The sequence below is a fragment of the Lewinella sp. JB7 genome (assembly GCF_024297185.1).
GTDB lineage: Bacteria > Bacteroidota > Bacteroidia > Chitinophagales > Saprospiraceae > Neolewinella.
This window is the reverse complement of the sequence record NZ_JANCTD010000008.1, coordinates 162,173-183,796: the sequence shown is the minus strand read 5'-3', so window position 1 is coordinate 183,796 and position 21,624 is coordinate 162,173. Positions and strand designations below refer to the sequence as shown.

16 protein-coding genes are annotated in these 21,624 nt (G+C 60.8%); 4 read left to right on the top strand and 12 right to left on the bottom strand.

The window, feature by feature from the left end:
- Positions 1 to 12 precede the first annotated feature (12 nt).
- Positions 13 to 1,119, top strand: coding sequence for a hypothetical protein (locus tag NMA52_RS15095; RefSeq protein ID WP_254828531.1), 1,107 nt, complete (start codon positions 13 to 15; stop codon positions 1,117 to 1,119).
- Between the two features lie 92 nt (positions 1,120 to 1,211).
- Positions 1,212 to 6,080: a translocation/assembly module TamB domain-containing protein gene (locus NMA52_RS15090; protein WP_254828530.1), complete on the top strand. Its 4,869-nt coding sequence runs from the start codon at positions 1,212 to 1,214 to the stop codon at positions 6,078 to 6,080.
- Positions 6,081 to 6,092: 12 nt separating this feature from the next.
- Here NMA52_RS15090 and NMA52_RS15085 read toward each other — a convergent pair whose 3' ends face one another.
- Entirely contained in the window at positions 6,093 to 8,045 is a 1,953-nt protein-coding gene (locus tag NMA52_RS15085) for a glycosyltransferase (protein ID WP_254828529.1), read from the bottom strand.
- 48 nt (positions 8,046 to 8,093) lie between these two features.
- Here NMA52_RS15085 and NMA52_RS15080 point away from each other — a divergent pair, with 48 nt between their 5' ends.
- The gene (locus tag NMA52_RS15080) at positions 8,094 to 8,999 is read left to right on the top strand and encodes a CPBP family intramembrane glutamic endopeptidase (RefSeq protein ID WP_254828528.1); all 906 of its coding nucleotides are present in this window, start codon (positions 8,094 to 8,096) and stop codon (positions 8,997 to 8,999) included.
- Here NMA52_RS15080 and NMA52_RS15075 read toward each other — a convergent pair.
- From NMA52_RS15075 to NMA52_RS15055, 5 genes are all read right to left on the bottom strand, one after another.
- Positions 8,977 to 10,170, bottom strand: a complete 1,194-nt coding sequence (locus tag NMA52_RS15075; protein ID WP_254828527.1) for a putative sugar nucleotidyl transferase — start codon at positions 10,168 to 10,170, stop codon at positions 8,977 to 8,979. The genes NMA52_RS15080 and NMA52_RS15075 overlap by 23 nt on opposite strands.
- Before the next feature lie 6 nt (positions 10,171 to 10,176).
- Positions 10,177 to 11,448, bottom strand: a complete 1,272-nt coding sequence (gene purD / locus NMA52_RS15070; protein WP_254828526.1) for a phosphoribosylamine--glycine ligase — start codon at positions 11,446 to 11,448, stop codon at positions 10,177 to 10,179.
- A gap of 33 nt (positions 11,449 to 11,481) precedes the next feature.
- Positions 11,482 to 12,120, bottom strand: a complete 639-nt coding sequence (locus tag NMA52_RS15065) for a hypothetical protein (protein WP_254828525.1) — start codon at positions 12,118 to 12,120, stop codon at positions 11,482 to 11,484.
- Positions 12,121 to 12,144: 24 nt separating this feature from the next.
- Entirely contained in the window at positions 12,145 to 12,828 is a 684-nt protein-coding gene (gene ung / locus NMA52_RS15060; RefSeq protein ID WP_254828524.1) for a uracil-DNA glycosylase, read from the bottom strand.
- A 97-nt stretch (positions 12,829 to 12,925) separates the two neighbouring features.
- Positions 12,926 to 14,311 carry a Gfo/Idh/MocA family protein gene (locus tag NMA52_RS15055; RefSeq protein ID WP_254828523.1) on the bottom strand — a complete coding sequence of 462 codons (1,386 nt, stop codon included), beginning with the start codon at positions 14,309 to 14,311 and terminating at the stop codon, positions 12,926 to 12,928.
- Positions 14,312 to 14,473: 162 nt separating this feature from the next.
- Between NMA52_RS15055 and NMA52_RS15050 the strand changes: the two genes are divergently transcribed.
- Positions 14,474 to 15,211: a 5-oxoprolinase subunit PxpA gene (locus NMA52_RS15050; RefSeq protein ID WP_254828522.1), complete on the top strand. Its 738-nt coding sequence runs from the start codon at positions 14,474 to 14,476 to the stop codon at positions 15,209 to 15,211.
- On the opposite strand, the gene NMA52_RS15045 is transcribed toward NMA52_RS15050, so the two are convergent.
- The 6 genes from NMA52_RS15045 to NMA52_RS15020 all read right to left on the bottom strand — a co-directional run bounded on the left by NMA52_RS15045 (position 15,195) and on the right by NMA52_RS15020 (position 21,618).
- The gene (locus NMA52_RS15045; RefSeq protein WP_254828521.1) at positions 15,195 to 16,109 is read right to left on the bottom strand and encodes a hypothetical protein; all 915 of its coding nucleotides are present in this window, start codon (positions 16,107 to 16,109) and stop codon (positions 15,195 to 15,197) included. The two genes, NMA52_RS15050 and NMA52_RS15045, sit on opposite strands and share 17 nt — an antisense overlap.
- 81 nt (positions 16,110 to 16,190) lie before the next feature.
- Positions 16,191 to 17,327 carry a sterol desaturase family protein gene (locus NMA52_RS15040; protein ID WP_254828520.1) on the bottom strand — a complete coding sequence of 379 codons (1,137 nt, stop codon included), beginning with the start codon at positions 17,325 to 17,327 and terminating at the stop codon, positions 16,191 to 16,193.
- Between the two features lie 6 nt (positions 17,328 to 17,333).
- On the bottom strand, positions 17,334 to 18,860 hold the full coding sequence (locus NMA52_RS15035; protein WP_254828519.1) for a M28 family peptidase: 1,527 nt from the start codon (positions 18,858 to 18,860) through the stop codon (positions 17,334 to 17,336).
- A gap of 12 nt (positions 18,861 to 18,872) precedes the next feature.
- Positions 18,873 to 19,967 carry an alanine dehydrogenase gene (ald, locus tag NMA52_RS15030; RefSeq protein WP_254828518.1) on the bottom strand — a complete coding sequence of 365 codons (1,095 nt, stop codon included), beginning with the start codon at positions 19,965 to 19,967 and terminating at the stop codon, positions 18,873 to 18,875.
- A 35-nt stretch (positions 19,968 to 20,002) separates the two neighbouring features.
- Positions 20,003 to 20,896, bottom strand: coding sequence for a hypothetical protein (locus NMA52_RS15025; protein ID WP_254828517.1), 894 nt, complete (start codon positions 20,894 to 20,896; stop codon positions 20,003 to 20,005).
- Between the two features lie 41 nt (positions 20,897 to 20,937).
- Positions 20,938 to 21,618, bottom strand: coding sequence for a 4-hydroxy-tetrahydrodipicolinate reductase (locus tag NMA52_RS15020; RefSeq protein ID WP_254828516.1), 681 nt, complete (start codon positions 21,616 to 21,618; stop codon positions 20,938 to 20,940).
- Between the last annotated feature and the right edge of the window lie 6 nt (positions 21,619 to 21,624).

Here is a 21,624-nt window from a genome sequence, read left to right as displayed (position 1 = left end):
CGGCTACCGATCATGTATTGTATTTGGCTACTGGCATCAAGCCTGATCGCCCAGAGCACACTGCCCGACCGTGTCACTTTCACTGACGGGAAGTCCACGGCCGTAAATCTGCGGCGGACCGCCCCCGCGGAACAGGCGCTCACGGTCACCTTCACCGATCCAGCGGGAGAGCTGCGGCAACTATCTCCCACCGACGTCCGGGAATTCCACTTTAGCCGGAGTGATCGGACGTATCGCTCGGTGGCGGTCGATCTTCCCCGGCCGGGGGCCACGCGCGCGCCACGGACGCAACTTCGTTTCGCGGAGGTACTGGCCCGGGGGGACATTGAACTGCTGCGCGTTGCCCTGGACGGTACGGAGTACGAGCAGGAGGCCGCGGGCAGCGAACCTTACTTGTACATTCTGCGCGATGGAGATGCGGAATTGATCCTGAAGTTGACGAGCATCGTAGTTTACGATCAGCTCCACGCTAACCCCGCCCGCTTTCGCAATTTGCTTAAATTTTTGGCGCGCGACTGCCCTGCCGCCCGGGAACTCGCCCGTACGGCCGGTTTTACGGATCGGGATATCCTGGGCGTACTGTCAGCCTACGCGGACTGTGACCATCGGCGTACGGTCGTGATTGACCAGGATCGCCTTCAGGGGGGCTTCCGTCTCGACCACTACGGACAACTGCTGCACGTGGATATCCGCGATGCCGACTTCAGCCACCGCCAACTGAGTATCGGTGCCGGGTATACGGCCATGGCCCGGTTCACCGAACGCTTCGAGCGGCTGGCCGTGCTGGCTTCGTTGCAATTTATGTACCACTCCTTCCGGTGGGAGATGAGTACCGATGCGGCACAGTCGATGCTACGGGGCAACTTTTCCCTCGGGTATTCCGTGGTGCACCGCGACTCCTGGCAACTGCAACTGACCGGCGGACTGAGCAACTACAACGCCCTGTCGTCGAGCTTCCGCAGTTTCTTCTCCAACAATTACTTCCTGCTCAGCGCGGGAGCCAACCTGCACGGGAAGAACCTGGTCTTTGGCCTACACTACGAACACCTGCCGGGGCAGATTCCGCGACGGCCGGGCAACCAGCTGGTCACCTCCCTGGGGTACCGCGTACGGTTCTGAGCCGGTAAGCGTAGCTCTACACGAATTCGCCGGGCTCCCGCGTTTTCCCGCCTACAAAACCGTCCGCCCCGGGGCGGCGTTCAGTTCACTCAATGGAAGAAGTCAATGACGTAAACGAAGCCCGGCAACCGCGCCGTCGCAAGCGCCGGTGGTGGCACCGTATGCGCAAGACCTTCGTTTGGTTGATCCTTCTCGTCGTAGTGCTGCTCGGCTTACTGCAGTTGCCTTCCTTTCAGAACTACCTGGCGGATCGGGTGACCGCCAGTATTTCCCGCACTCTGGAAACCCGGGTAAGCGTCGACCGGGTGCGGCTTTCCTGGTTCGACGAACTTGAAATCCGGGGAGTTTTTATCGAAGACAAGTACGGCGACACCCTGCTCTACGGCCAACGCCTGGCGGCCGACTTCAACCTGCTGTCCCTGCTCGACAATGCGCTGGAAGTGGAAGCGCTTACCATTGCCGATACCCGGTTCAAGATTCGTCGAGATCTCGGGGATCCGGAAACCAACCTGGAAACGGCCCTGGAGAAGCTCTTCCCGCCCCGCGACCAGCCCGGTAAACCCATTAACCTCGCCCTCGACCGACTGGATCTGGAGAACATCGTGTTCGTACAGAACGACAGCGTGCGCGGACAACGTTTCGACGTGAGCCTGGAGTCGGGGATCATCCGCATGAACCGGCTGGACCTGCCCAACAAGGTCGTGGCGATCGATCACGCGGAACTGCGCCGACCGGTCGTACGGCAGACCAGTTTTCCCCCCACCCCACTGACCACCATTCCCGGAGTAGAGGAGGTCATACGGGCCATGGACAGCACTTCCGTCGATACGAATCAGGTCAGTCTGCACCTGCTGGCTACGAGCTTGGAGGTCATCGACGGGGCCTTTATTCTCGATAATTTCCGCAAGGAGGCCATCGAATACGCGGACATCTCTTCCGTAGACTTCGCCCGCCTGAACACCCACGACGTCGACCTGGAGCTCACGGACATCGACTTTCGCGACAGCGAGTTCGCCGGCAAACTCAAACACCTCAGCCTGGAGGAAGCGAGTGGGTTCGTCCTGAACCGCTTGAGCGTAGCGGACCTGCGCGTGACGCCGACCGACCTACAGCTCTACGATCTCGTCCTGACCACCCCCCAGAGTTCTCTGTCGGACTCGCTTCACTTCACCTTCCCCGGCGGCTGGGAAGCCTGGACGGAATTCAACGACCGGGTCCGCATGGAGATCAGTCTGCAACCGAGTACGCTGGCCGTACGCGACCTGCTGTACTTCGCCCGCAAGTTGCGTTTCAATCCTTTTTTTCGCGACAACCGCGACCGCAGCATTCAGCTCGGCGGCAACTTCGTGGGCCGGGTCAATAACCTACGCGCGGAAGACGTAGTACTGGCCCTGGACGACCGTAACTTTCTGGAGGGGAGCTTCAGTAGCCGCAATCTGGCCCTACCCGGATCGGAAGCCCTGAACCTTAAACTCAACCGACTGAACTCGAGCGTCGCTACCCTGCGCCGGCTTATCCCCCGCATGACGCTGCCGCGTAATTTCGACAAGCTGGGTCGCCTGAATTTCAACGGTCAGTTCGACGGCTTCTTTACCGACTTCGCCGCCAAGGGTGACCTGCGAACGGACATCGGCCGTGCCGTGCTCGATATGCGCATGAACATCGAAAACGGCGCCAACCGGGCGGAATACAGCGGGACACTCTCCCTCGACGACTTTCAGCTCGGACGATGGACGGATAACGAGCAACTAGGCACGGTCAACTTCAACGCGGCCATCAACGACGGGCGGGGCCTGCTTTCGGAGACCGCCAGCGCCAACCTCACGGCCACCATCGAAACCCTCAACTTCCGCGATTACCGCTACGAAAACGCGCGCATCAGCGGCCGCCTCGAGCAGCAGTTCTTCAACGGAAGCCTTGAGATTGCCGACGAGAACATCGACCTGAGCTTCCTGGGCGAACTGAATTTCCGCGACAGTATTCCCGTATTCGACTTCCGGGCCGACATTCGGGAGATCGACCTGCAGGCCCTGAACCTGAGCAAACGCCTCGTAGCCCTGTCCGGTCACGTGGACCTGAACCTCCGCAACACCGTATTCAGCGAAATGGAGGGACGCGTGCAGCTCGATAGTTTCCGGGTGATCCGGGATACCGCGACCATCGATGTCGGACAGTTGCTAGCGTACTCGAACTTTAACGCGGAAGGGCAGAAAGTGGTGAAGCTGGAAAGCGACATCGCGCGGGGGGAGATCGTCGGGCGGTTCGATCTCGACGAGGTGTCTACCAGCCTCACCAAGTATCTGGTCGACTACTATCCCGGCTGGGCGCGACGCCTAAAAATTCCCCCGCCCCGCAACGTGCCGGCCCCCAACCGCTTCAGTTTCGATCTCACCATTATCGATTCCAAGGGACTTAATCGCCTGATTGCCCCCCAACTGGGTCCGTTGGTCGACGTGCACCTCATCGGCAGCTACGACGGCTTCGAGGATAAGATGGTCGCCGAATTGATGGCTCCCCTGTTTACGTTTAACGACGTCTCCCTCGTCGACCTCATCGTCAGGACGAAGGGCAGCGGATCGGAGGGCGAGCTCGACCTAGTCATCGACAGCACTTACATTAAGGGCAAACCCCTGTTCGACCAGCTGACCCTGCTGAGTTTGATCGACCGGGATACTATTGATTTCGGCATTAATTACGGTGGTGCGGGCGGTCTCTTCCTCGGCAAGCTGAACCTCAACGGGGAGATCACGCTCCCCGACAGCGCCAATTACGCCATACGCTTCGACGAGTCGGACCTCGTACTTTTTCAGGAACCGTGGTCAATTCGCCGTGACAACCGCATCATCGTCGGTCCCCAGTATATCGACGCCCGCAACTTCAGTCTGCGCAGCGGCGACCGGAGCATCCGGGTGGCCAAACGCGGTACCCGTGGCCTGGACCTCGATTTCCAGAATATGGCTCTGGGCCTGATCGATTCCGCCTGGTATTACCAGCCCCTGGACTTTTCCGGCCGGGTGAACGTACACGTGGGCGTGGACGACATTTTCCGGATGCAGGGCCTGAGCGCCAACATCCGTAGCGACACCTTCCGCATCAATGGCGATAATTACGGAAGAATGCGCATGGAACTAGCCGCGGCCGACCCGAAAAGCCAATTGACGGGCTATCTGAATATTAACCGCGACACCTCCCAGCTCATCGTCGAAGCCGCCTTCAACCTCGGGGACCTCGCAGCCGACCCCCGGCCCGACCAACTAAAAAACTACCTGGACCTCACCGTCGACCTCACGGGCTACCCCCTCGGCATCGCGCGGTACTGGGTCGGTGGGTCGGTTTCTAATATTGTCGGCAAGATCGACGGCCAACTCAACGTGGTGGGTCCCGCCACCCGCCCCGATGTATCCGGCTATATCGACGCCACGGCCGGGGCCTTCACGCTGGATTACCTGCAAACCCGTTACCACTTCACCGACAGCCGGGTGAGGATCACCAATACCCTCTTCGATCTGGCGGGCACTCAGCTCCTGGACCGGTACGACAACGTCGCGAACCTGACGGGGGGCATCACCCACGATCGCTTGAAAAACCTGGGCATCAGCGCCCGCCTGCAGACCGATCGATTCCTTGCCCTCGACCTGGCCCCCGGGCAAAATCCGAATTTTTACGGTCGGGCCATCGGGAGCGGCACGGTGAACTTCAGCGGCAATTTCCGGCAAACGGATATCTACGTGCGTGCCACCGTCGGACGGGATTCCCGACTGTCGATCCCGGTAGCGGAGGGCAGCGGTGCCGGCCCCATCGAGAACGTGCGGTTTGTCAACCGGAGAATCTACCAGGAAGAGGAGGACCGTACCCCCGCGGCGGATCCCACCGGCGTAAGTTTGGAAATGGAAATTGAAGTCACCGACCAGGCCGTCGGCGAGATCATCTTCGACGAGGAGGTGGGCGACGTGCTGCGCGGCCAGGGCAACGGTGATCTGACTATCCGCATACCCCGCGACGGAAACCTACAGATGTACGGGACGATTACCCTCACGGAAGGCGATTACCTCTTCACCCTGTACCGGGTCGTGAATAAGGAATTTTCCGTCCGCCCCGGAGGGACCATCACCTGGTCCGGCGACCCCTTCGCCGCCCGGATCGACGTGGCTGCCGACTACCAAAACCTGCGGACGCCGATCATCAACTTCATTCAGGAATACCTGACCACCGAGGTAGGCGATAGCGACGCGGCCGGTCTGACGAGTGCCGCCAGTCAGGCGACCGACATCGAGCTGACCCTGAAACTCGACGGCATCCTCACCCAGCCGGACATCAACTTCGACATCGGCTTTCCCAACCTCACCGGCAAGCTGGAGAACTTCGCCAACAATAAACGTCGACAACTCCTCCTGGACCAGAATGAGCTTAACCGCCAGGTATTCGGCCTCATCGCCGTGGGACAGTTTTTGCCCTCCGACCTGAGCTTCAACGTGGCGGACGTAGCGGTCAACACCGTCAGCGAGTGGCTGTCCAGTTACCTCAGCCTGCTCCTGAACGACCTCGTACGGGACGCTTTCGGGGAGGATGCCTTCATTTCCGGTTTCGATTTTGACATCGACTACAGCAACTACTCCACCAGCACCCAGATCAACCGGGAAAGCACGGTGATTCGCGGTCAGGCCGTGGAATTTTCCTTTCGCCGCGACATCAACAATCGCTTGACCCTGCGCGGTGATGTTAACGTGCTTAACAATCAGTTCGCCGGCACTGGAGCCACCGGTACTTTCATCGGTAACGACGTCGTACTCGAGTACGTGCTCAACGATAGTCGCTCCCTCAAGTTGCGGATCTACCAGCGCCGACAGCCCGATATTGCCAGCGGGCGCCGCCTACAGGTCGGCACCGGACTTACCTGGAACCGGGAGTTTGACTCCCTGACCGAATTTTTCGACGGCTTTCGACGCGACGCCGGCAAGTAGCACTCCCGGGGGCTAGTGTTCCCGCCCCAGCCGGGCGAAGTTCTCGCTCAGGATGCGCCAGTCGTCCGACACCGCATAATCCCGGGCATAGAAGAGGTTCAGGTGATGCAGGGTATCGGAGTCGGGCCGGAGGCCCATTCCGGGCCACAGAATCCCCGGCCGGATCGGGGGGAGCACGGCTACTCCGGGATCGCCGGGGTGATAACCCACCCAGCTGCGGCGACCGGCCAGCACCGCAAGAATATTGCGGAGGTACCCTCGCTTATCATTCATCCACCAGACGGTCACTGGGTAGGCCAGTAACAGCAGGATCGCCAGGACCCGGTCAAACAGCCACTTGCCCCGCCGGTTGGTCGGGTCACTGATGCGCAGGTTCACGTTGATGGTGTATAGGGTGCCACGCTGGTCGGGTCGGTGGCTCCCGATGATACTTCCGCTGGCTTCGGGCAGAATCCGGTACTGTATGCCCGGACCGAGCTGGCTCATCCACCGCTGTATGTCCGTATTATCGAGGTCAGCCGAACAGAAGATTATCTCTTCGGCGCGGTATAGGCGTACCAGGGCATCCAGTCGGTCGGCCGATCCGATGGTTTCCTCGTCATCCTGCGCGGGCCGGTCGCCCGGACTGATGCGCCCCAGATAATTCCGGGTAGCGCCGGCGCGCTGCAGTAAACTCAGGGTGCGTTGGGTTTCCGCCGGGTGACCGACGATCAGCAAGCGGGATTCCGAACGGTTACCGATCGTACCGTACGCAAGCACGCGGCCGAGGAAGCGTACGGAGAGGGTCCACCCGGTTGCCCATCCCGCGCCGAGTACGAGGAGTGCGCGGCTCGGACGCAGGTGTTCTGGCAGCAGTCCGTAAATACTCAGCAGCAGCAGCGTACCGATGGCCAGACTACGCAGCAAGCGTCCGGTGTCGTACGGACGATCGTAGCCACCTCCGAGATATATGCTCGTCGTCCAGAGCAGGGTGTAGGCGGGGAAGTGCAGGTAATTGATGTGGTCGGGAAAGTATTCCGCGTCCCCGAAGTGGTAGGCGGACCACAGCCGTCGCAGGACGATCAGGCCGGCGTATATACCAATGGCGTCCACCACGGGAAACCGCAATCGGTCCCAGAGTCCGCCCAGCACCGTCAGGATTGCCCGCAGGTAAATAGCCAGTTGCATCATCCACACTAGTAGTCGGGCCTGGGAGCCCGCGAAGTGCTTCCGCGCGAAGATCACCATGGCCTGGTAGAATACGCGGACGTAGTTCAGGCTCCCGCGTTTGGTGCTTTCCCCCTTGTAGTGAATGATGGTCGTAGCGGGGCAGTAGTAATTTTCGTAGCCCCCCTTCAGGAGACGGTAAGAGAGGTCAATATCTTCCCCGTACATGAAGAAGTCTTCGTCCAGTATGCCGACCTCCTCCAGGGCCGCGGCGCGCATCCACATAAAGGCTCCGGAAAGCACCTCGATGCGGTGGGTTTCCCCGGGATCCAGGTACCCGAGGTGGTAGTGGTTGAAGCGGCGGGAGCGCGGGAGCAAGCGAGACAGGCCAAAAGCCTTGGTAAAGGCCACCCAGGGAGTCGGCAGTCCGCGTTTGCTCTCCGGAAGAAAGCGGCCACTCCCGTCAATCATCTTGACGCCCAGCCCTCCCAGGCGAGGACGGGCTTCCGCGAAGGCGAAACAGGTGCGAAAGGTATCCTCCCGGACCACCGTATCGGGGTTGAGCAGCAATACGTACCGGCCCCGGGCCTGGCGGAGGGCCTGATTGTTGGCGACAGAAAAGCCGGGATTATGGGCGTTAGCGATCACCCGTACCCAGGGAAAGCGACGCCTTACCATCTCCACCGAACCGTCGGCGCTGTTGTTGTCGACCACCCAGGTATCCACCTCCATCCCGGCCGCGGCACGCTCCACGCTGAGTAGGCACTGCTCCAGAAAGTAGCGTACGTTGAAGCTGACGATTATAACGGAGAGCTGCACGGAGTAAAGGTAAAGCAGGGGCTTATCTTTACGCCCTCAACCGACCCCATGGCCGATCCTTTCCGCGGCACTTCGTTGCGTCTTCTGTTATTTACCGTGCTGAGCGTTCTGGCCATGCTGCTGCTCGGCGGAGGCATCGTCGGCGCACTCGCCCTGCACTACGGTCTGCCGATCGGTGATCCGTCCGGTGTCTTCCCGACGGTAGCCGACCGGCAACAACTCCGCTTCGTTCTCCTGCTCAACAACCTGTTCACCTTCGGCCTCTCGGCAACCCTGGCCCTGTACCTGACCTACCGACACCAGTGGCCGGTTGCGGTGGGGCTGGTCTCCCCCACCCGCCCGCGGCAGGTGCCCGCGGCGGTCGGCGCGTTCCTGATCGGCTTGCCCCTCATCGGGCTATCCGCCTACCTGAACTTACAGGTCGATCTACCCGACTGGATGGTCCGGTCCGAGGATACGGGCAACGCGATGCTCGCCGGTGTCCTCACCTTCGAGCGCCTCCCCGAACTCCTGCTGGCACTATTGACCGTAGCCGTGGTGCCGGCCGTTTGCGAAGAACTGATGTTCCGGGGACTTCTGCAGGGTCGCCTGCTGACCGATCTGGCCGGAAGCCACCTCGCCGTCTGGATCGCGGCCCTAATCTTCTCCGCGATCCACGTGGAGTTCGCGGGTTTCGTGCCCCGCCTGCTGCTGGGCGCACTGCTGGGGTACGCTTACCGGTGGACGGGTTCGCTGTGGATTCCCATCGGCCTCCACTTCCTGTTCAACGGGACGCAGGTACTGACCACCTACCTGTCCGGAGAATTTACCCCGGATACCGAAATGGATACCGCGGTAACCCCACTAATGGTCGCGGGTATTTTAAGTCTCGGCGCGGTAATTTACTTGGTTTGGCGTACGGAATCGGCCATTGGGGGCCAGCCGGCGGCGGTCAACGACGATACTTCCGGGTAGCGGCGAAAATAGCCTCGAAAATAGCGCGGTCGTTGTCCGTGAAGGATTCCCCCCGCCGTTGCATGACGCGCTCGGCCGTGGCGACGGCCTTTTCCAACCGGTACGTTTCGTTTGTCTCCTTACCGCCCCAGGTGAAGGAGGGGATGAAGTCGGGCTGAAAACCCGGACCGAAAATGCTGGCCGATACCCCGGCGACGGTTCCCGTATTGAATAAGGTATTAATTCCGGCCTTGGAGTGATCGCCCATGACCAGCCCGTGAAACTGCAAACCGCTCGGGCGCCGTTCCCCGTGTGGGTACGACCACACCTTTACCTCACTGTAGTCATTCTTCAAGTTGGAGGCATTGGTGCCGGCCCCCAAATTGCACCACTGTCCGACAACCGCATTACCCAGAAATCCCTCGTGCCCCTTGTTGCTGTTGGAGTGAAATACCACGTTGTTCACCTCCCCCCCGACCTTACAGTAGTTTCCGATGGTGGTGGCTCCGTAGATGTTTGCTCCCATTTTCAGCACGGCTCCCGCGTTCACCGCAATCGGTCCACGAAACCGTCCACCCTCCAGGATGACGGCGTCCTCACCTAAATAGATCGGACCGGTGGTGGTGTTGAAGGTGCAGGCTTCCACGGTCACCCCGGATTCGATAAACAGTTGGTCGCGGGGTCCGATCAGGATGTTGCTGGCCGGCAGTTCGGCGGACGTACGGTCGCGGGTCAGTAAGGCAAAATCTTCCCGGATGGCCCGGTCGTTCTGACTGAACAGATCCGAGGGTCGCGTGATGCGGAAAAAATCCCGGGCGGGCAGGTCTACCGGAGAAAGCCCGTCCCACTCACCGGTTTCCATGTGTTGTTCCAGCTGAAGACGGTCCAACGAAGCAAACACCACTTCCCCCTCCGAGCGGTAGACGGTGTTCGATGCCGATTCTTCAATTTCCGCAAGCAGGGCATCCGTAGGCAGGTAGCTTCCGTCCAGGAGTACATTGCGGTCCGCCCGTATCGGCGGGAATTTTGCCTGTAGGTAATCCTGAGTGAAGAAGGAAACCCGGGCTCCCGTACGCCGCTGCCACTTTTCGGCGATGGTCAGGCTACCGATCCGCAAGCTCCCCACGGGGCGGGTGTAGGTCAGCGGCAGTAGTGCTTCGCGCACGGCGGAATCAAAAAGAAGAATATTCATACGGGACTAGAGGTCGAATCCGATGTCGGGACGAAAGTTTACGCCGTCAAAGTGTATCCGCCGGGCGTTTTCGTAGCTCTTTGCGAGGGCTTCCTGGATCGTATCTCCGTAACTGGTGACTGAAAGTACCCGGCCACCGTCGGTCAGCAGGTCACTATCGTCTTCGCTCTTCGTTCCGGCGTGAAAGATCATACTGCCCCGGACCTGATCGAGGCCGGTGATTTCCTTTCCATTCTCGTAAGGACCGGGGTACCCTCCGCTCACGAGGACAACGGTGGCGGCCTGGCGATCATCCATATCGATCACCGCGCTGCTTAACCCACCCTCGGCGGTCTCCAGCAAGAGCTGCATCAGATCGTTGTTGAGGCGAGCCATGACGGATTGGGTTTCCGGGTCGCCCATGCGGCAATTGTACTCGATGACGTAGGGCTCGTCCTCTACCGCGATGAGTCCGATAAAGATGAAGCCGTGGTAGTCGAGCTTGCGCGACTGTATGCCCCTTAGCGTCGGCTGAATGATGCGCTGCTCCACCTTGCGCATCATGTCGGCATCCACGAAGGGGGGGTGGCTTACGCTTCCCATGCCCCCGGTGTTCAGTCCGGTATCGCCGGCCCCGATCCGTTTGTAATCCTTCGCTACGGGTAGTATGCGGTAGCTCTCCCCGTCGGTCAGCACGAATACGGAGAATTCGATGCCGTCCAGGAACTCTTCCACGACGACGGTACTTCCCGCGTCCCCGAATTTGCCCCGGAGCATATCGCGAAGTTCGCGCTTGGACTCTTCGCGGTCGTTGAGAATCACCACGCCCTTACCGGCGGCCAGACCGTCGGCCTTCAGCACGTAGGGGCCGTCGATCTCGTCGAGGTACGCCTCGCCGGCTGCCGACTCCTCGACCGTAAAGCGCCGGTAGCCCGCCGTGGGTATGTCGTATTCCTCCATGAATGCCTTGGCGTAGGCCTTACTGCCCTCCAGCCGGGCGGCTTCCTTACTGGGACCGATGAAGTAGACCGACTTAAGTTGATCGTCGGTGCTGAAGTAGTTCTGCAGGCCGCGCACCAGGGGCTCCTCCGGGCCGCAGACCACGAGCCGGACCTGGTGATCGATCACGGCCTGGCGTACCGCGGCAAAATCGTTGGTGTCTACCGGGAGGTTAATCCCGTACTCCTCCGTGCCGCCGTTTCCCGGAGCGATGTAGAGCTGGGCGCAAAGTGGGCTCTGGGTCAGTCGCCAGGCCAGGGCGTGTTCACGGGCACCGTTGCCCAGGAGAAGTACGTTCATGTTCTGAGGTTTTGCGGGGCAAAAGTACGTTGGTTATTCTACGGTAAGGGGACGCGATCGGGTAAAGTACTCCGACTGAATGCTCACCCGCAGGTTTTTGAATCGATCCTTGTACAGTTGTTGCTTGACGAAATAGACCGAATACGTACCGGCCGGTATGTCGTCAATGGCCGACACGGGTAGGGAAACCGTTCCCGATTGCGTCGGTCCCGTGATCAGGATCCGCTTCGGGGTACTCCGATCGGCGGGTTCGAAGAATAGCACCAGGCTCTCCGTTTCTTCCATCCCCCGGTCCGCCACCGGAAAGTTGCTTGCCTCCGACCGGCGCAGGGTGTCCGGCAGGGAATCTATAAAGACGGGATGGACCACGTAGGAAAAATTGGCGACCTCGTCGTCGGCCGTAATGGAAAAACGAATGCGGGGGGGTAACTCCTGCAGCCGTTCCATCCGAAACCGGCGCGTGGGCAACTCCCGGACCGGGCGCATGGGCGTCCCCATGAACGTGGGCGCGCGCTGGGTGGAGTCCGCCAGCAACAGGTCGGCCTGTAGGGTGCGCTCCTCCACCTGATACCGCAGGTGGCCGCTGGCCGTTTTCACTTCGGCAACCGGCGTGGGCTCGGGGGAGCCGCAGGAAGCAAGGAAGAGCACGATCGGGAGGATCAGGTAGCGCAATCGCCAAGATTTGGGGGCAAGGTATCAATCAATTTGCCAATCGATCGGCGTTTTCCCGTGGGCTTCCAGGTATTCGTTGGCCTGCTTGAAGTGGTGGTTGCCGAAGAAACCCTTATCGGCGGAAAACGGGGACGGGTGGGCGCTTTCCAGGACAAGGTGCCGCTGCCCGTCGATCAATTCCGCCTTTTTGCGCGCGAACGCCCCCCACAACATGAAGACCGTATGCTCCGTACGGTCGCTGACCGCCTTGATGCTCGCGTCGGTGAAGAACTGCCAGCCCGACCGCTTATGGCTTCCCGGCTGGTTTTTTTCGACCGTCAGCATGGCATTGAGCAGGAATACGCCCTGCTCGGCCCACTTGGTCAGGTCTCCGTGAGTGGGGATCGGTAGGTCGAGACTGTCGTTAATCTCCTTGTAAATGTTGCGCAGGCTCGGCGGGGGCGTAACTCCCCGGGGCACGCTGAAGCTTAGCCCCATTGCCTGATTGGGATTGTGGTAAGGGTCCTGACCCAGAATGACCACCTTGACCTGGTCGAGGGGCGTGGTATTGTAGGCGTTGAAGATCAGTGACCCGGGGGGGTACACGGTCTTACCGTCGGCTTTTTCCTGCTTGATGAAGCCGATGAGGGTATTGAAGTACGGCTTGCTGAATTCCGCCTCCAGGGCTTCCTTCCAGGAGGGCTCGATCTGTACGTTCGTTGCGGGCATACGGGTGGGGTGTGGGTTGCGGTACTGTAATTGCGTGGAAGCCTCTTTTGTTCCCGCGGCACCCGATAACACCCGCCCCGACCGCCCCTTTCGACGACTACACCTTCACCAGTTCGTCCAGGCGCACCGTCCGGCGCTCGGCCAGACTCCTGCGCGCGGCTACCCCGATCAGTACGGAGAGCGCCCCGTCGCGGGTTCCGGCCATGTGCCCCAGCGGGTCGGCGGCATCGGGGTTAACGAAGAGGTAATCCAGCATCCGCCGGTCGCCGCCGCCGTGGCCGTAACGGTACTTCGGTACCTTGATGCTCTCGAAGTCCCGCTCGAAGTTCTCGTGCACGATGATCTCGTGGAACTCGGTGGGCGTCTCTTCCTGCCCGAAACTCATTTCGGCCTTGTGCAGATCAGCTTGCTCCTCCTCGTTGTACTCCCCGCGCTGGTAAGGAATGTCTTCCCAGGAATCGATACGCCCGTCGTGGCCGTTGAAGGCGATCCGGTACCCCTCGTAGGGTGAGTAGGTCGTGAGGGAATAGTTGACCACTACTCCGTTATCGTACAGGATCTGCGCGCTCATTTTATCCCAGATGTCAATGTCCTCCCGGAAGACGCAGGAATCGCGGATGTACCCGTCGTACTCCTCATTGTCTACGTAAAGCTCCATGGCACGCTTGTCCTTGGTGATGTCCCAGAAGTAGGGGCATTCGTCCTTATGCGGACACGTGCGGCAGGAGGCGCCGCGGAAGGGGCCGTTTTTGCCGTAGTGCTCCAGGGCGCCGTAGGCCGTTACTTCCACCGGCGTGGCGTTCACCCACCAGTTGAGCAGATCGAAGTGGTGGGTAGCCTTGTGCACCCACAGTGATCCGCTGTTCTCGACGTAGGCGTGCCAGCGCCGGAAGTAGCTGGCACCGTGGTATACGTTGAGGTACCAGTGGAAATCTACGCTCGTGACCTTCCCGACCCGCTCGTCGTGCAGGAGTTGCTTGATCGCCGTGTTGTGGGGGGAATGGCGGTAGTTGAAGGTGACGAGCACCTCCCGCCCCGTCCTTGCCTGGGCGTCCAGGATGGCCTGACACTTCTCCGCGTCGGTCGTCATGGGCTTTTCCGTGATCACGTTCACGCCGGCCTCCATGGCCTTGATGATGAATTCACTGTGGGTGGAATCCATGGTCGTCACGATCACCCACTCGGGCCTGGTATCGCGGACCATCTTGTCGAAGTCGGTGAAGGTGGGGCAGTCCACACCCATGTACTGGCGTACGGTTTCCAGGCGGCCGGGGTTGATGTCGCAGAGGCCCACGAAGGTGACCTCGTCGCCGTAGTTCTCCACCAGGTTTTTGCCCCAGAGGGAGGAGCCCCGTACGCCGGTGCCTACTAGGGCGACCCGTTTGTTGGCTCCGTTTTTCCAGAGCTTGTAGGCACTGGCTTGTCCGGCCGCCAGAGCTGCGGCTAGTAAGGAAGTTGATTTCAGAAAGTTTCGTCGGTGCATGATCGTAGTTTGGGCGATCAAGTTAATACATCTTTCTTGGCGGGGGCGCGGGTGCCATGAATATTGGCCAAAAGCCGGCTTTTGCCGCATTTAATGTTCAATATTGCGCCACCTTTGTGGGATACGGCATCATCCCCCCTTCGTGAATAATACCTTCACCGCATGCGTCCCATACTCAATGCTGACCTTGGAGAATCCTGGTACGACCACCACGTCGGCGACGACGCGGGGGTTATGCCCCATCTCGATGCTTGTAACATCGCCTGCGGATTCCATGGCGGAGACGCGCTCACCATTCTACGCACGATCGACCTCGCCGTGCGTCACGGCGTCGCCGTCGGGGCCCACCCCAGTTTCCCGGACCGCAAAAACTTCGGTCGGGTCGCTCAGACACTCGCACCCGATGCCCTCTACGCCATGCTCCTGTATCAGATCAGCGCAGTCGCCGGTATGGTTCGTACGTTGACCGGAGCGCGGTTACATCACGTCAAGGCACACGGGGCGCTCTATCACTACGTCGACCGGGAAGCGGATGCGGCACGGACGCTCGTCCGTGTAGTGAGCGAACTGGATGTACCGATACTCTTCGGTCCCCCGGGAGGCGCCTTAGCGGAGGCGGCCAGGGCCCACCGCATCGACTACTTCGCCGAGGGTTTCGTGGATCGCCGGTACGAACCCTCCTTGCTCCTGCGTGCCCGCACGGAAGCCGACGCATGTATCGCAGACGTTGCCGAAGCCTGTGAACAGGCTAGACTGCTGACGACTGGACAGGTACGCGCAACGGACGGCAAACTGTATCCCCTAGCCGTCCGAACCCTCTGCATTCACGGTGACCATACCGGTGCGGCGACGCGGGCCCGGGCCGTACGGGAAACGCTCGAGGCTATTCCTCCTCGATAACGGCGTCGTCGATCAGGCTATCCCCATCGCCGTCCGCATCCTCAAAACCGGCGATGAGGTCGCTCTTTTTCCGCGGCTTATAATCAGGGTCGTCCTGTACCCGCATGGGTTTGCCGCCTTCGTTGTGGTAATCGCCCCGGGCAAATCGGTCGGCCCGATCGAAGAAGGAGTCCGTGCCGCTCAGGGTGGAGGCATCGGTATCCCGCTCCGTCTCCTTGTTGTCGAAGGCGCGGGCGCGGGCCTCGGCCTGGGCGGCGGCGGCGCGGGCCTGCTCGATGGACTCCTCCAGTTTTATCTTCTCCGCCTCGCGGTTCGCGTGATCGATGAAAGCGTCCGTTTTTCCCTTAAGGTCGGCCCCCACGGCGGCGGCGCGGTTGAGCACCTCATCCCCGATCTTACCGGCCGCATCCTTGGCCTTCAGTCCGGCCCGGGCGGCGGAGTCCAGGGTAGCATCCGTAACCTGCCGGAACGCGGAAGGCTCCCGGGGGACGGCGGGCTCCTCCGGCGGGGTATCGGTGGTCAGGTCGTCCTCGAAGGACACCGTACCTGACTTCGGCGCGGCGGCCGGCGGACTTTCATCGAGGTTGCCCAGGGTGAGTTCCTCGTCGATGATATCGAGCCCCTCCCGGGTTTCCCGGTCGGCCCTGGGACGGAAATCGGCCTGCTTGAAGACGGCGTCTCCGAGCTCGCGTAGGGCGTCCTTACCCTTGTCGATGTATTCGGGTGCCCGCGCGGCTACTTCCCGGGCGGCCTGCTGGGTGAGGTCGATCAACTCGTCTCCCTGGGCGGACAGTTCGTCGCCGACTTCCCGGGCTGCTTCTTCCGCCCGGGCGGCCTGGTGTTTGGCGACGGACTTGGCTCCGAAGAAAATTCGCTTAAGATCGTTGAAGAGCGGCATGGCGGAAGACTTTTGCTGGTACGCGGGTCGATCCCGACCCGGCTAAGCTCTAAAGTACGGCCCTCAGCGAAAAGTTCGGGACTATACGACTACGTTCCCGGGGGTTTCCTTGCCTACCTGCTTACCCTTTTGCGCTTCACTGGCGGACGGTACCTCCCCGTCTTTGTACTTATAGAAGCCGTAATGCTTTTCCTTATCGAGGGTGAGGCCGGGGCCGTGAAACATGATCCGCCACCAGGCTTTGGGATGACGGTACTTCGCCATGTCGCGGAACATATCGACGTGCTCGTGAAAGACGAGGGTCACCGGATTGTAGCTGTTCACCGGTTTGAGGATTCCGTAATTCGGGGTTTCCTCTTCCGGGCAGAACGTGCCGAACATCCGGTCCCAGATGATGAGGCTGGAGCCGTAGTTCTTGTCCAGGTACTTCTCTTCCGTGGCGTGGTGTACGCGGTGGTGACTCGGGGTGACGAAGAAGAACTCTACGGGCGCCCACATCCGGTCGATCAATTCGGTATGGATCCAGAACTGATATAGTACCCCGATCTGCATACAGATGAAGAAGACGAAGGGGTCGAAACCCAGGAGGGCGGCCGGGATGAAGAAGATCACCTTGATGTGCTGCGTCCAGCTGAGCCGGAAGGATACTGAGAAGTTGTACTGCTCGGAGCTGTGGTGGGTCACGTGGGTAGCCCACCAGAAGCGTTGCTCGTGGCTCACGCGGTGGGCCCAGTACCGGCAGAAGTCCACTACGATAAAGCAAAGAATGAAGCTCCACCAGGTCGTAGGGATGTACAGCGGGCTCAAGTTGTAAAAGAACAGAATGATGCCGAAAGTGGCGGCCTTGACCAGTGCCGTGCTGATCAGGTTGCCGATGCCGACGCCGGCGGCGGCTAGTCCGTCCTTGATGTCGTAGTTATGCTTCTCCGCCCGGCTGCTGCCGGCCCGTTCGGCGATGTAGGACTTGAGTTCAGCGGCGTACTGGTTGCGGCGGCGGGTGTAAGCTACCGGGTTCCATCCGCAGTTTCTCAGCGTGGGGGCATAGTCGGTCAGGTATCCCAGTCCTTCGGCGGCCTCCTCCAGCTCGTGGATGTATTCGCGGCGGCGCAGGAACCATTCGAGAACGGTGAGGGCCACCATGACGGGCACGGCGTAGACGATCACGGGAGGAAACTCCAGGTTCTGAATGTCTTCGAAGGTATAGAGCGGTTTGGTCATGTGTCGTTACTTTCCGGTACCGTAGAGACTACGACCGGCGGCTTCGTATTTATCCCCTTCCTTCCAGAAGGGCAGGTCGTCCCGGTTCGCGATCAGCCGGGCCGCCAGGGTGTAAATCTGACAGTACCGCTTCAGGTAAGCGAGATCCACCGTTTCCGGGTTATCGGTGACCTGATGGTAATACTTGAAGATCACGTCGTCAAATTCCGTCATGCCGGGGGCGAAATTGAGGGCCGGTACTCCCTTGGCGGCGAAGCTTACGTTGTCGGAACGGTCGAAGAGCCCCTGTTCGGGAGCGGGATTAGCGATGACCGAAGCGCCGAAGGCCGCCGCCGCCCGTTCGATCTGCTCGTCGATACCGGTGCGGCCCATGCCGATCACCGAAATCGCGGAGGTATCGTTATACCCGGCCCCGTCGGTGTTGAAATTGAAAACGGTTTGTTCCAGGGGAACGAGCGGATGATCGGCGTAGTATTTACTGCCCAGAAGTCCGAGCTCCTCGCCCGTGACCGCCAGCACGATGACCGACCGCCGGGGGGGCGCGTGGGCAAAGGCGCGGGCGGCGGCCAGCAGGCTGGTCGTGCCGAAGGCATTGTCGCGGGCGCCGTTGAAGATGCTGTCGGCGGCCGAGTAGTACCCGCCGCCCTGGGCCCCTACCCCGACGTGGTCGAAGTGAGCCGTCATCAGCATGTACTGGTCGGCGAGTTCGGGGTCGCTTCCGCGCAAGATGCCGCCGACGTTGCGGCTGCCCATATCCGCGCTGCGCATGCCCGTGCTGGTCAGATGACCGTCCAGACCATCCGTGCCTTGCTGCAGTTCCGCCACGAAGGCATCCTCGAATTTGATAAAGCCGTAAGGAATGGTTGCCGCGGGCGTCCCATCATCCACCGACATGCGTTCGCCTCCCAGGAAGCCCTTGAAGCCCTGCCAGGGATACGGAAGGGCATAGATCTCGAAAATACCCACGGCTCCCGCGCTTGCCGCCATTTCCGCCTTTTCACTTACGCCGCGAAAGATCGCCTGCTGCCCCTGGTCGCCGGGGATGCCGGGACGGGTAACGACGATCTTTCCCCGTACATCCAGGTTGGCATAGTCATTGTGCCCCTCTTCCTCGTCTACCCAACCGTAGTTAGCAAAAACCACCGGCCCGCTTACGTCGGCCTCCGGTCCCCGTACGATCAGCATATCTCCGCCGTGTGCGTAGGTCCGCTCTCCGATCCGTACTTCGGCCGAAACCGGCGACTGGATCTTACGCAGGGGTACGGTCTGGAAGTAGGAGCTGTCCGCGGCGTTCAGGGGCGCGTAGCCGTACGCGCGTAGCTGGGCGGCGATGTACTCCGCCGCGATCTCATTGCCCGGCGAACCGGTGCGGCGGCCGGCCAGGTAGTCGGAGGAAAGGAAGAACAGGTCGCCCCCCAGTTCCAGCCGATCGAAACCGAACTCGGGCAGGGTACGGTCGATGGCCGCAGCGGATTGGGGTTGCGCCCACAAACCACCGGACAACAGGAGGAAAAGTACGGGGAGCAGTTTCATAAGCGGCAAAATTTAGGAGACGGGTGCGGCGAATGCTTCCGCCACTTCGGGATAAACGATCTCGCCCCGTACGATATTCAGACCGGCCTTAAGTCCGGGATTTTCCTCCGTGGCGCGTTCCCAACCCTTCTGGGCAATCTGGAGCAGGTAAGGGAAGGTAGCGTTCGTGAGGGCCAGGGTACTGGTAAAGGGAACTGCTCCCGGCATATTGGCCACGCAGTAGTGAATAACGCCATCGATCACGTAGGTCGGATCCTCGTGGGTCGTCGGCTTGCACGTCTCGATACATCCGCCCTGGTCGACGGCCACGTCGATCACCACCGTGCCGTCGCGCATTTCGCTCAGCATCTGGCGGGTGATGAGATGGGGTGCCTTGGCTCCGGGAATAAGTACCGCTCCGATGATCAGGTCGACACGGTCCAGCTCCCGGCGAATGTTATACTCGCTGCTGAAGATCAGGGTTACGTTGGCCGGAAGTACGTTGGCGAGGTGACGCAGGCGGTCGAGGCTGATGTCCATCAGGGTAACGTTGGCGTGCAGGCCAGCGGCCATCTTCGCCGCTTCGGTACCGACCACGCCGGCGCCGAGGATAAGCACGCGGGCGGGCGGCACACCGGGTACTCCGCCGAGCAGGATGCCGCGGCCGCCGGCGGGTTTCTCGAGGTATTTGGCCCCTTCCTGTACGGACATCCGCCCCGCTACTTCACTCATCGGGATGAGGAGCGGCAGTCCGCCGTTCGGGCCCTCTACGGTCTCGTACGCCAGGCAGATAGCCTTGCTCTTGACCATGGCTTCGGTGAGGGGTCGCGAGCTGGCGAAGTGGAAGTAGGTGAACAGGAGCTGCCCTTCCCGGACCAGCGCGTACTCCGACTCGATGGGCTCCTTGACCTTGACGATGGTTTCGGCGCGGGCGTAGACCGTCTCGATGTCGGGCATAATTTCCGCTCCGGCTTCCACGTAGTCGGCGTCGGTATAGCCGCTGTTCAGTCCGGCATCCGTCTGGACCAGCACGGTGTGGCCACGGCGCACCAGTTCGAGGGTACCGCCCGGGGTAAGGGCTACGCGGTTTTCGTTGTTCTTGATTTCTTTCGGACAACCGATGATCATGGGAATGGTATTAAAGTGGTAGGGCTAAAATTGGGTTAGTTCTGGGCGACCAGTGCGAGTTGACCGCGGCCGTCGAAGGCCAGGCGACTAATGCGCCGCAGGCCGTAAAATCCGAGGTCCACCACTTCGCGCCAGGCGGGGCTTGCGCCGGTGGGGTCCAGTCGGTAAAGTTTCGTGTCGCCACCGGCCAGGTAGCTTCCGTCGGGCAGCACGACGAAGTCCTCGGTACCCGCCAGCATGGGCGCGATGACGCGGGGTGATTCGTCCAGGCGGTAGAGATTACGCTCCGTAAGCTGCCAGGGCGTTGTGGACTTGTCCACGTACACCAGATTCCCGTTGGTTAGGCGGGTGAAGGTGCGGCCGGTATTGGTCGCCAGCGTGCGGGGACTCTCGCCGTTGGCCGAGGCGAGCACCAGCGTATTTGGGTTGCCCACCAGGAAGAGGGCCAGTTGATTGTTGTTGAGCCACTCGTAGTATCCGATGCCGTTCGTCGTAGCGAATACGGGTCGACCATTGTCGGACAGGTCCGCCGGAAATTCCCAGAGGCGCAGCACGGTATCCCGGTCCGTAAACTGTTGCCGGACCGCGGAGAAGCGGCTGCCGTCACCCATTTTTTTAGGACTGTATTCCCCCGACTTGGTCTGGGTAAGTCGCGTCCGCGTAGTATTCGCTAAATCAAAACGGTAAATGTCCGGCTGCGCCATGTCCGGCGTGGCGACGGAAGCGAAAAGTACGTTGTTGTCGGCCCAGTGGGGGTGATCGTTGTACCCATTGGTGTTGAAGCCGGACAGATAGCGGGGATTGGTGAGGGTCACTAGGGTATCCCCCACCCGCACGTCGAATACGTAGAGTTGCGATTTAGGGGGCTGCGCCACGGCCGTACCGATAAAGAATACACAGAACAGGCAGCAAATCAGAAAGCGGAGCATGGCGGATAATTGTAGCGTAGGGGCAAAGATAATCGAGTGGGTCAGTCGGGGCGGAGCAAATCCGTCATGGTGAAGACGCCCCGCCGCCCCACGAGCCAGTGGGCGGCTTGCAGGGCTCCGCGGGCGAAACCCTCCCGGGAGTGCGCGGTATGGGTAAGCTCTATCTCGTCGATGTCGGACGTAAACCGCAGGACGTGGGTACCGGGAACGTCCGCTTCCCGGTACGACAAAATGTCCGGCCGGTCGCTCCCGAGTCCCGCGGCCACGGTCTCCGCAAGCGTGAGGGCGGTTCCGGAGGGGGCGTCGAGTTTTTCCGTGTGGTGGGTTTCCTCGATCGCGGCCCGGTAATTTTCCTGAGCCAGTAAGCCGGCGAGGTGACGTGCGGCCGCGAAGAAGACGTTCACGCCCACGCTGAAGTTGGACGCCCAGAAGAGTGCCCCTCCGGAGTCGTCGATCCGTTGGCGTACCTCGGGCAGCTTATCCAACCATCCCGTCGTGCCTACCACGACCGGTACCCCGGCGGCCAGCGCCAGATCGATGTTCGCCACCGCCGCGTCGGGCCGGGAAAAGTCAATGGCCACGTCGGCCGCCGTCAGGTCGGCGGGACTGATGGACGCGCGGTTGTGCTCGTCTACCCGCAGCACCACCTCGTCGCCGCCCTCCGTAGCCAGTCGTTCGATGAACCGACCCATTTTTCCGTAACCCAGCAGCGCGATCTTCATGATGGC

Coding starts and splice junctions, on each gene's coding strand:
- NMA52_RS15095 (WP_254828531.1), top strand. CDS start 13: ATGTATTGTATTTGGCTACTGGCATCAAGCCTGATCGCCCAGAGCACA.
- NMA52_RS15090 (WP_254828530.1), top strand. CDS start 1,212: ATGGAAGAAGTCAATGACGTAAACGAAGCCCGGCAACCGCGCCGTCGC.
- NMA52_RS15080 (WP_254828528.1), top strand. CDS start 8,094: ATGGCCGATCCTTTCCGCGGCACTTCGTTGCGTCTTCTGTTATTTACC.
- NMA52_RS15075 (WP_254828527.1), bottom strand. CDS start 10,170: ATGAATATTCTTCTTTTTGATTCCGCCGTGCGCGAAGCACTACTGCCG.
- purD (WP_254828526.1), bottom strand. CDS start 11,448: ATGAACGTACTTCTCCTGGGCAACGGTGCCCGTGAACACGCCCTGGCC.
- ung (WP_254828524.1), bottom strand. CDS start 12,828: ATGCCCGCAACGAACGTACAGATCGAGCCCTCCTGGAAGGAAGCCCTG.
- NMA52_RS15055 (WP_254828523.1), bottom strand. CDS start 14,311: ATGCACCGACGAAACTTTCTGAAATCAACTTCCTTACTAGCCGCAGCT.
- NMA52_RS15050 (WP_254828522.1), top strand. CDS start 14,474: ATGCGTCCCATACTCAATGCTGACCTTGGAGAATCCTGGTACGACCAC.
- NMA52_RS15045 (WP_254828521.1), bottom strand. CDS start 16,109: ATGCCGCTCTTCAACGATCTTAAGCGAATTTTCTTCGGAGCCAAGTCC.
- NMA52_RS15040 (WP_254828520.1), bottom strand. CDS start 17,327: ATGACCAAACCGCTCTATACCTTCGAAGACATTCAGAACCTGGAGTTT.
- NMA52_RS15035 (WP_254828519.1), bottom strand. CDS start 18,860: ATGAAACTGCTCCCCGTACTTTTCCTCCTGTTGTCCGGTGGTTTGTGG.
- ald (WP_254828518.1), bottom strand. CDS start 19,967: ATGATCATCGGTTGTCCGAAAGAAATCAAGAACAACGAAAACCGCGTA.
- NMA52_RS15025 (WP_254828517.1), bottom strand. CDS start 20,896: ATGCTCCGCTTTCTGATTTGCTGCCTGTTCTGTGTATTCTTTATCGGT.
- NMA52_RS15020 (WP_254828516.1), bottom strand. CDS start 21,618: ATGAAGATCGCGCTGCTGGGTTACGGAAAAATGGGTCGGTTCATCGAA.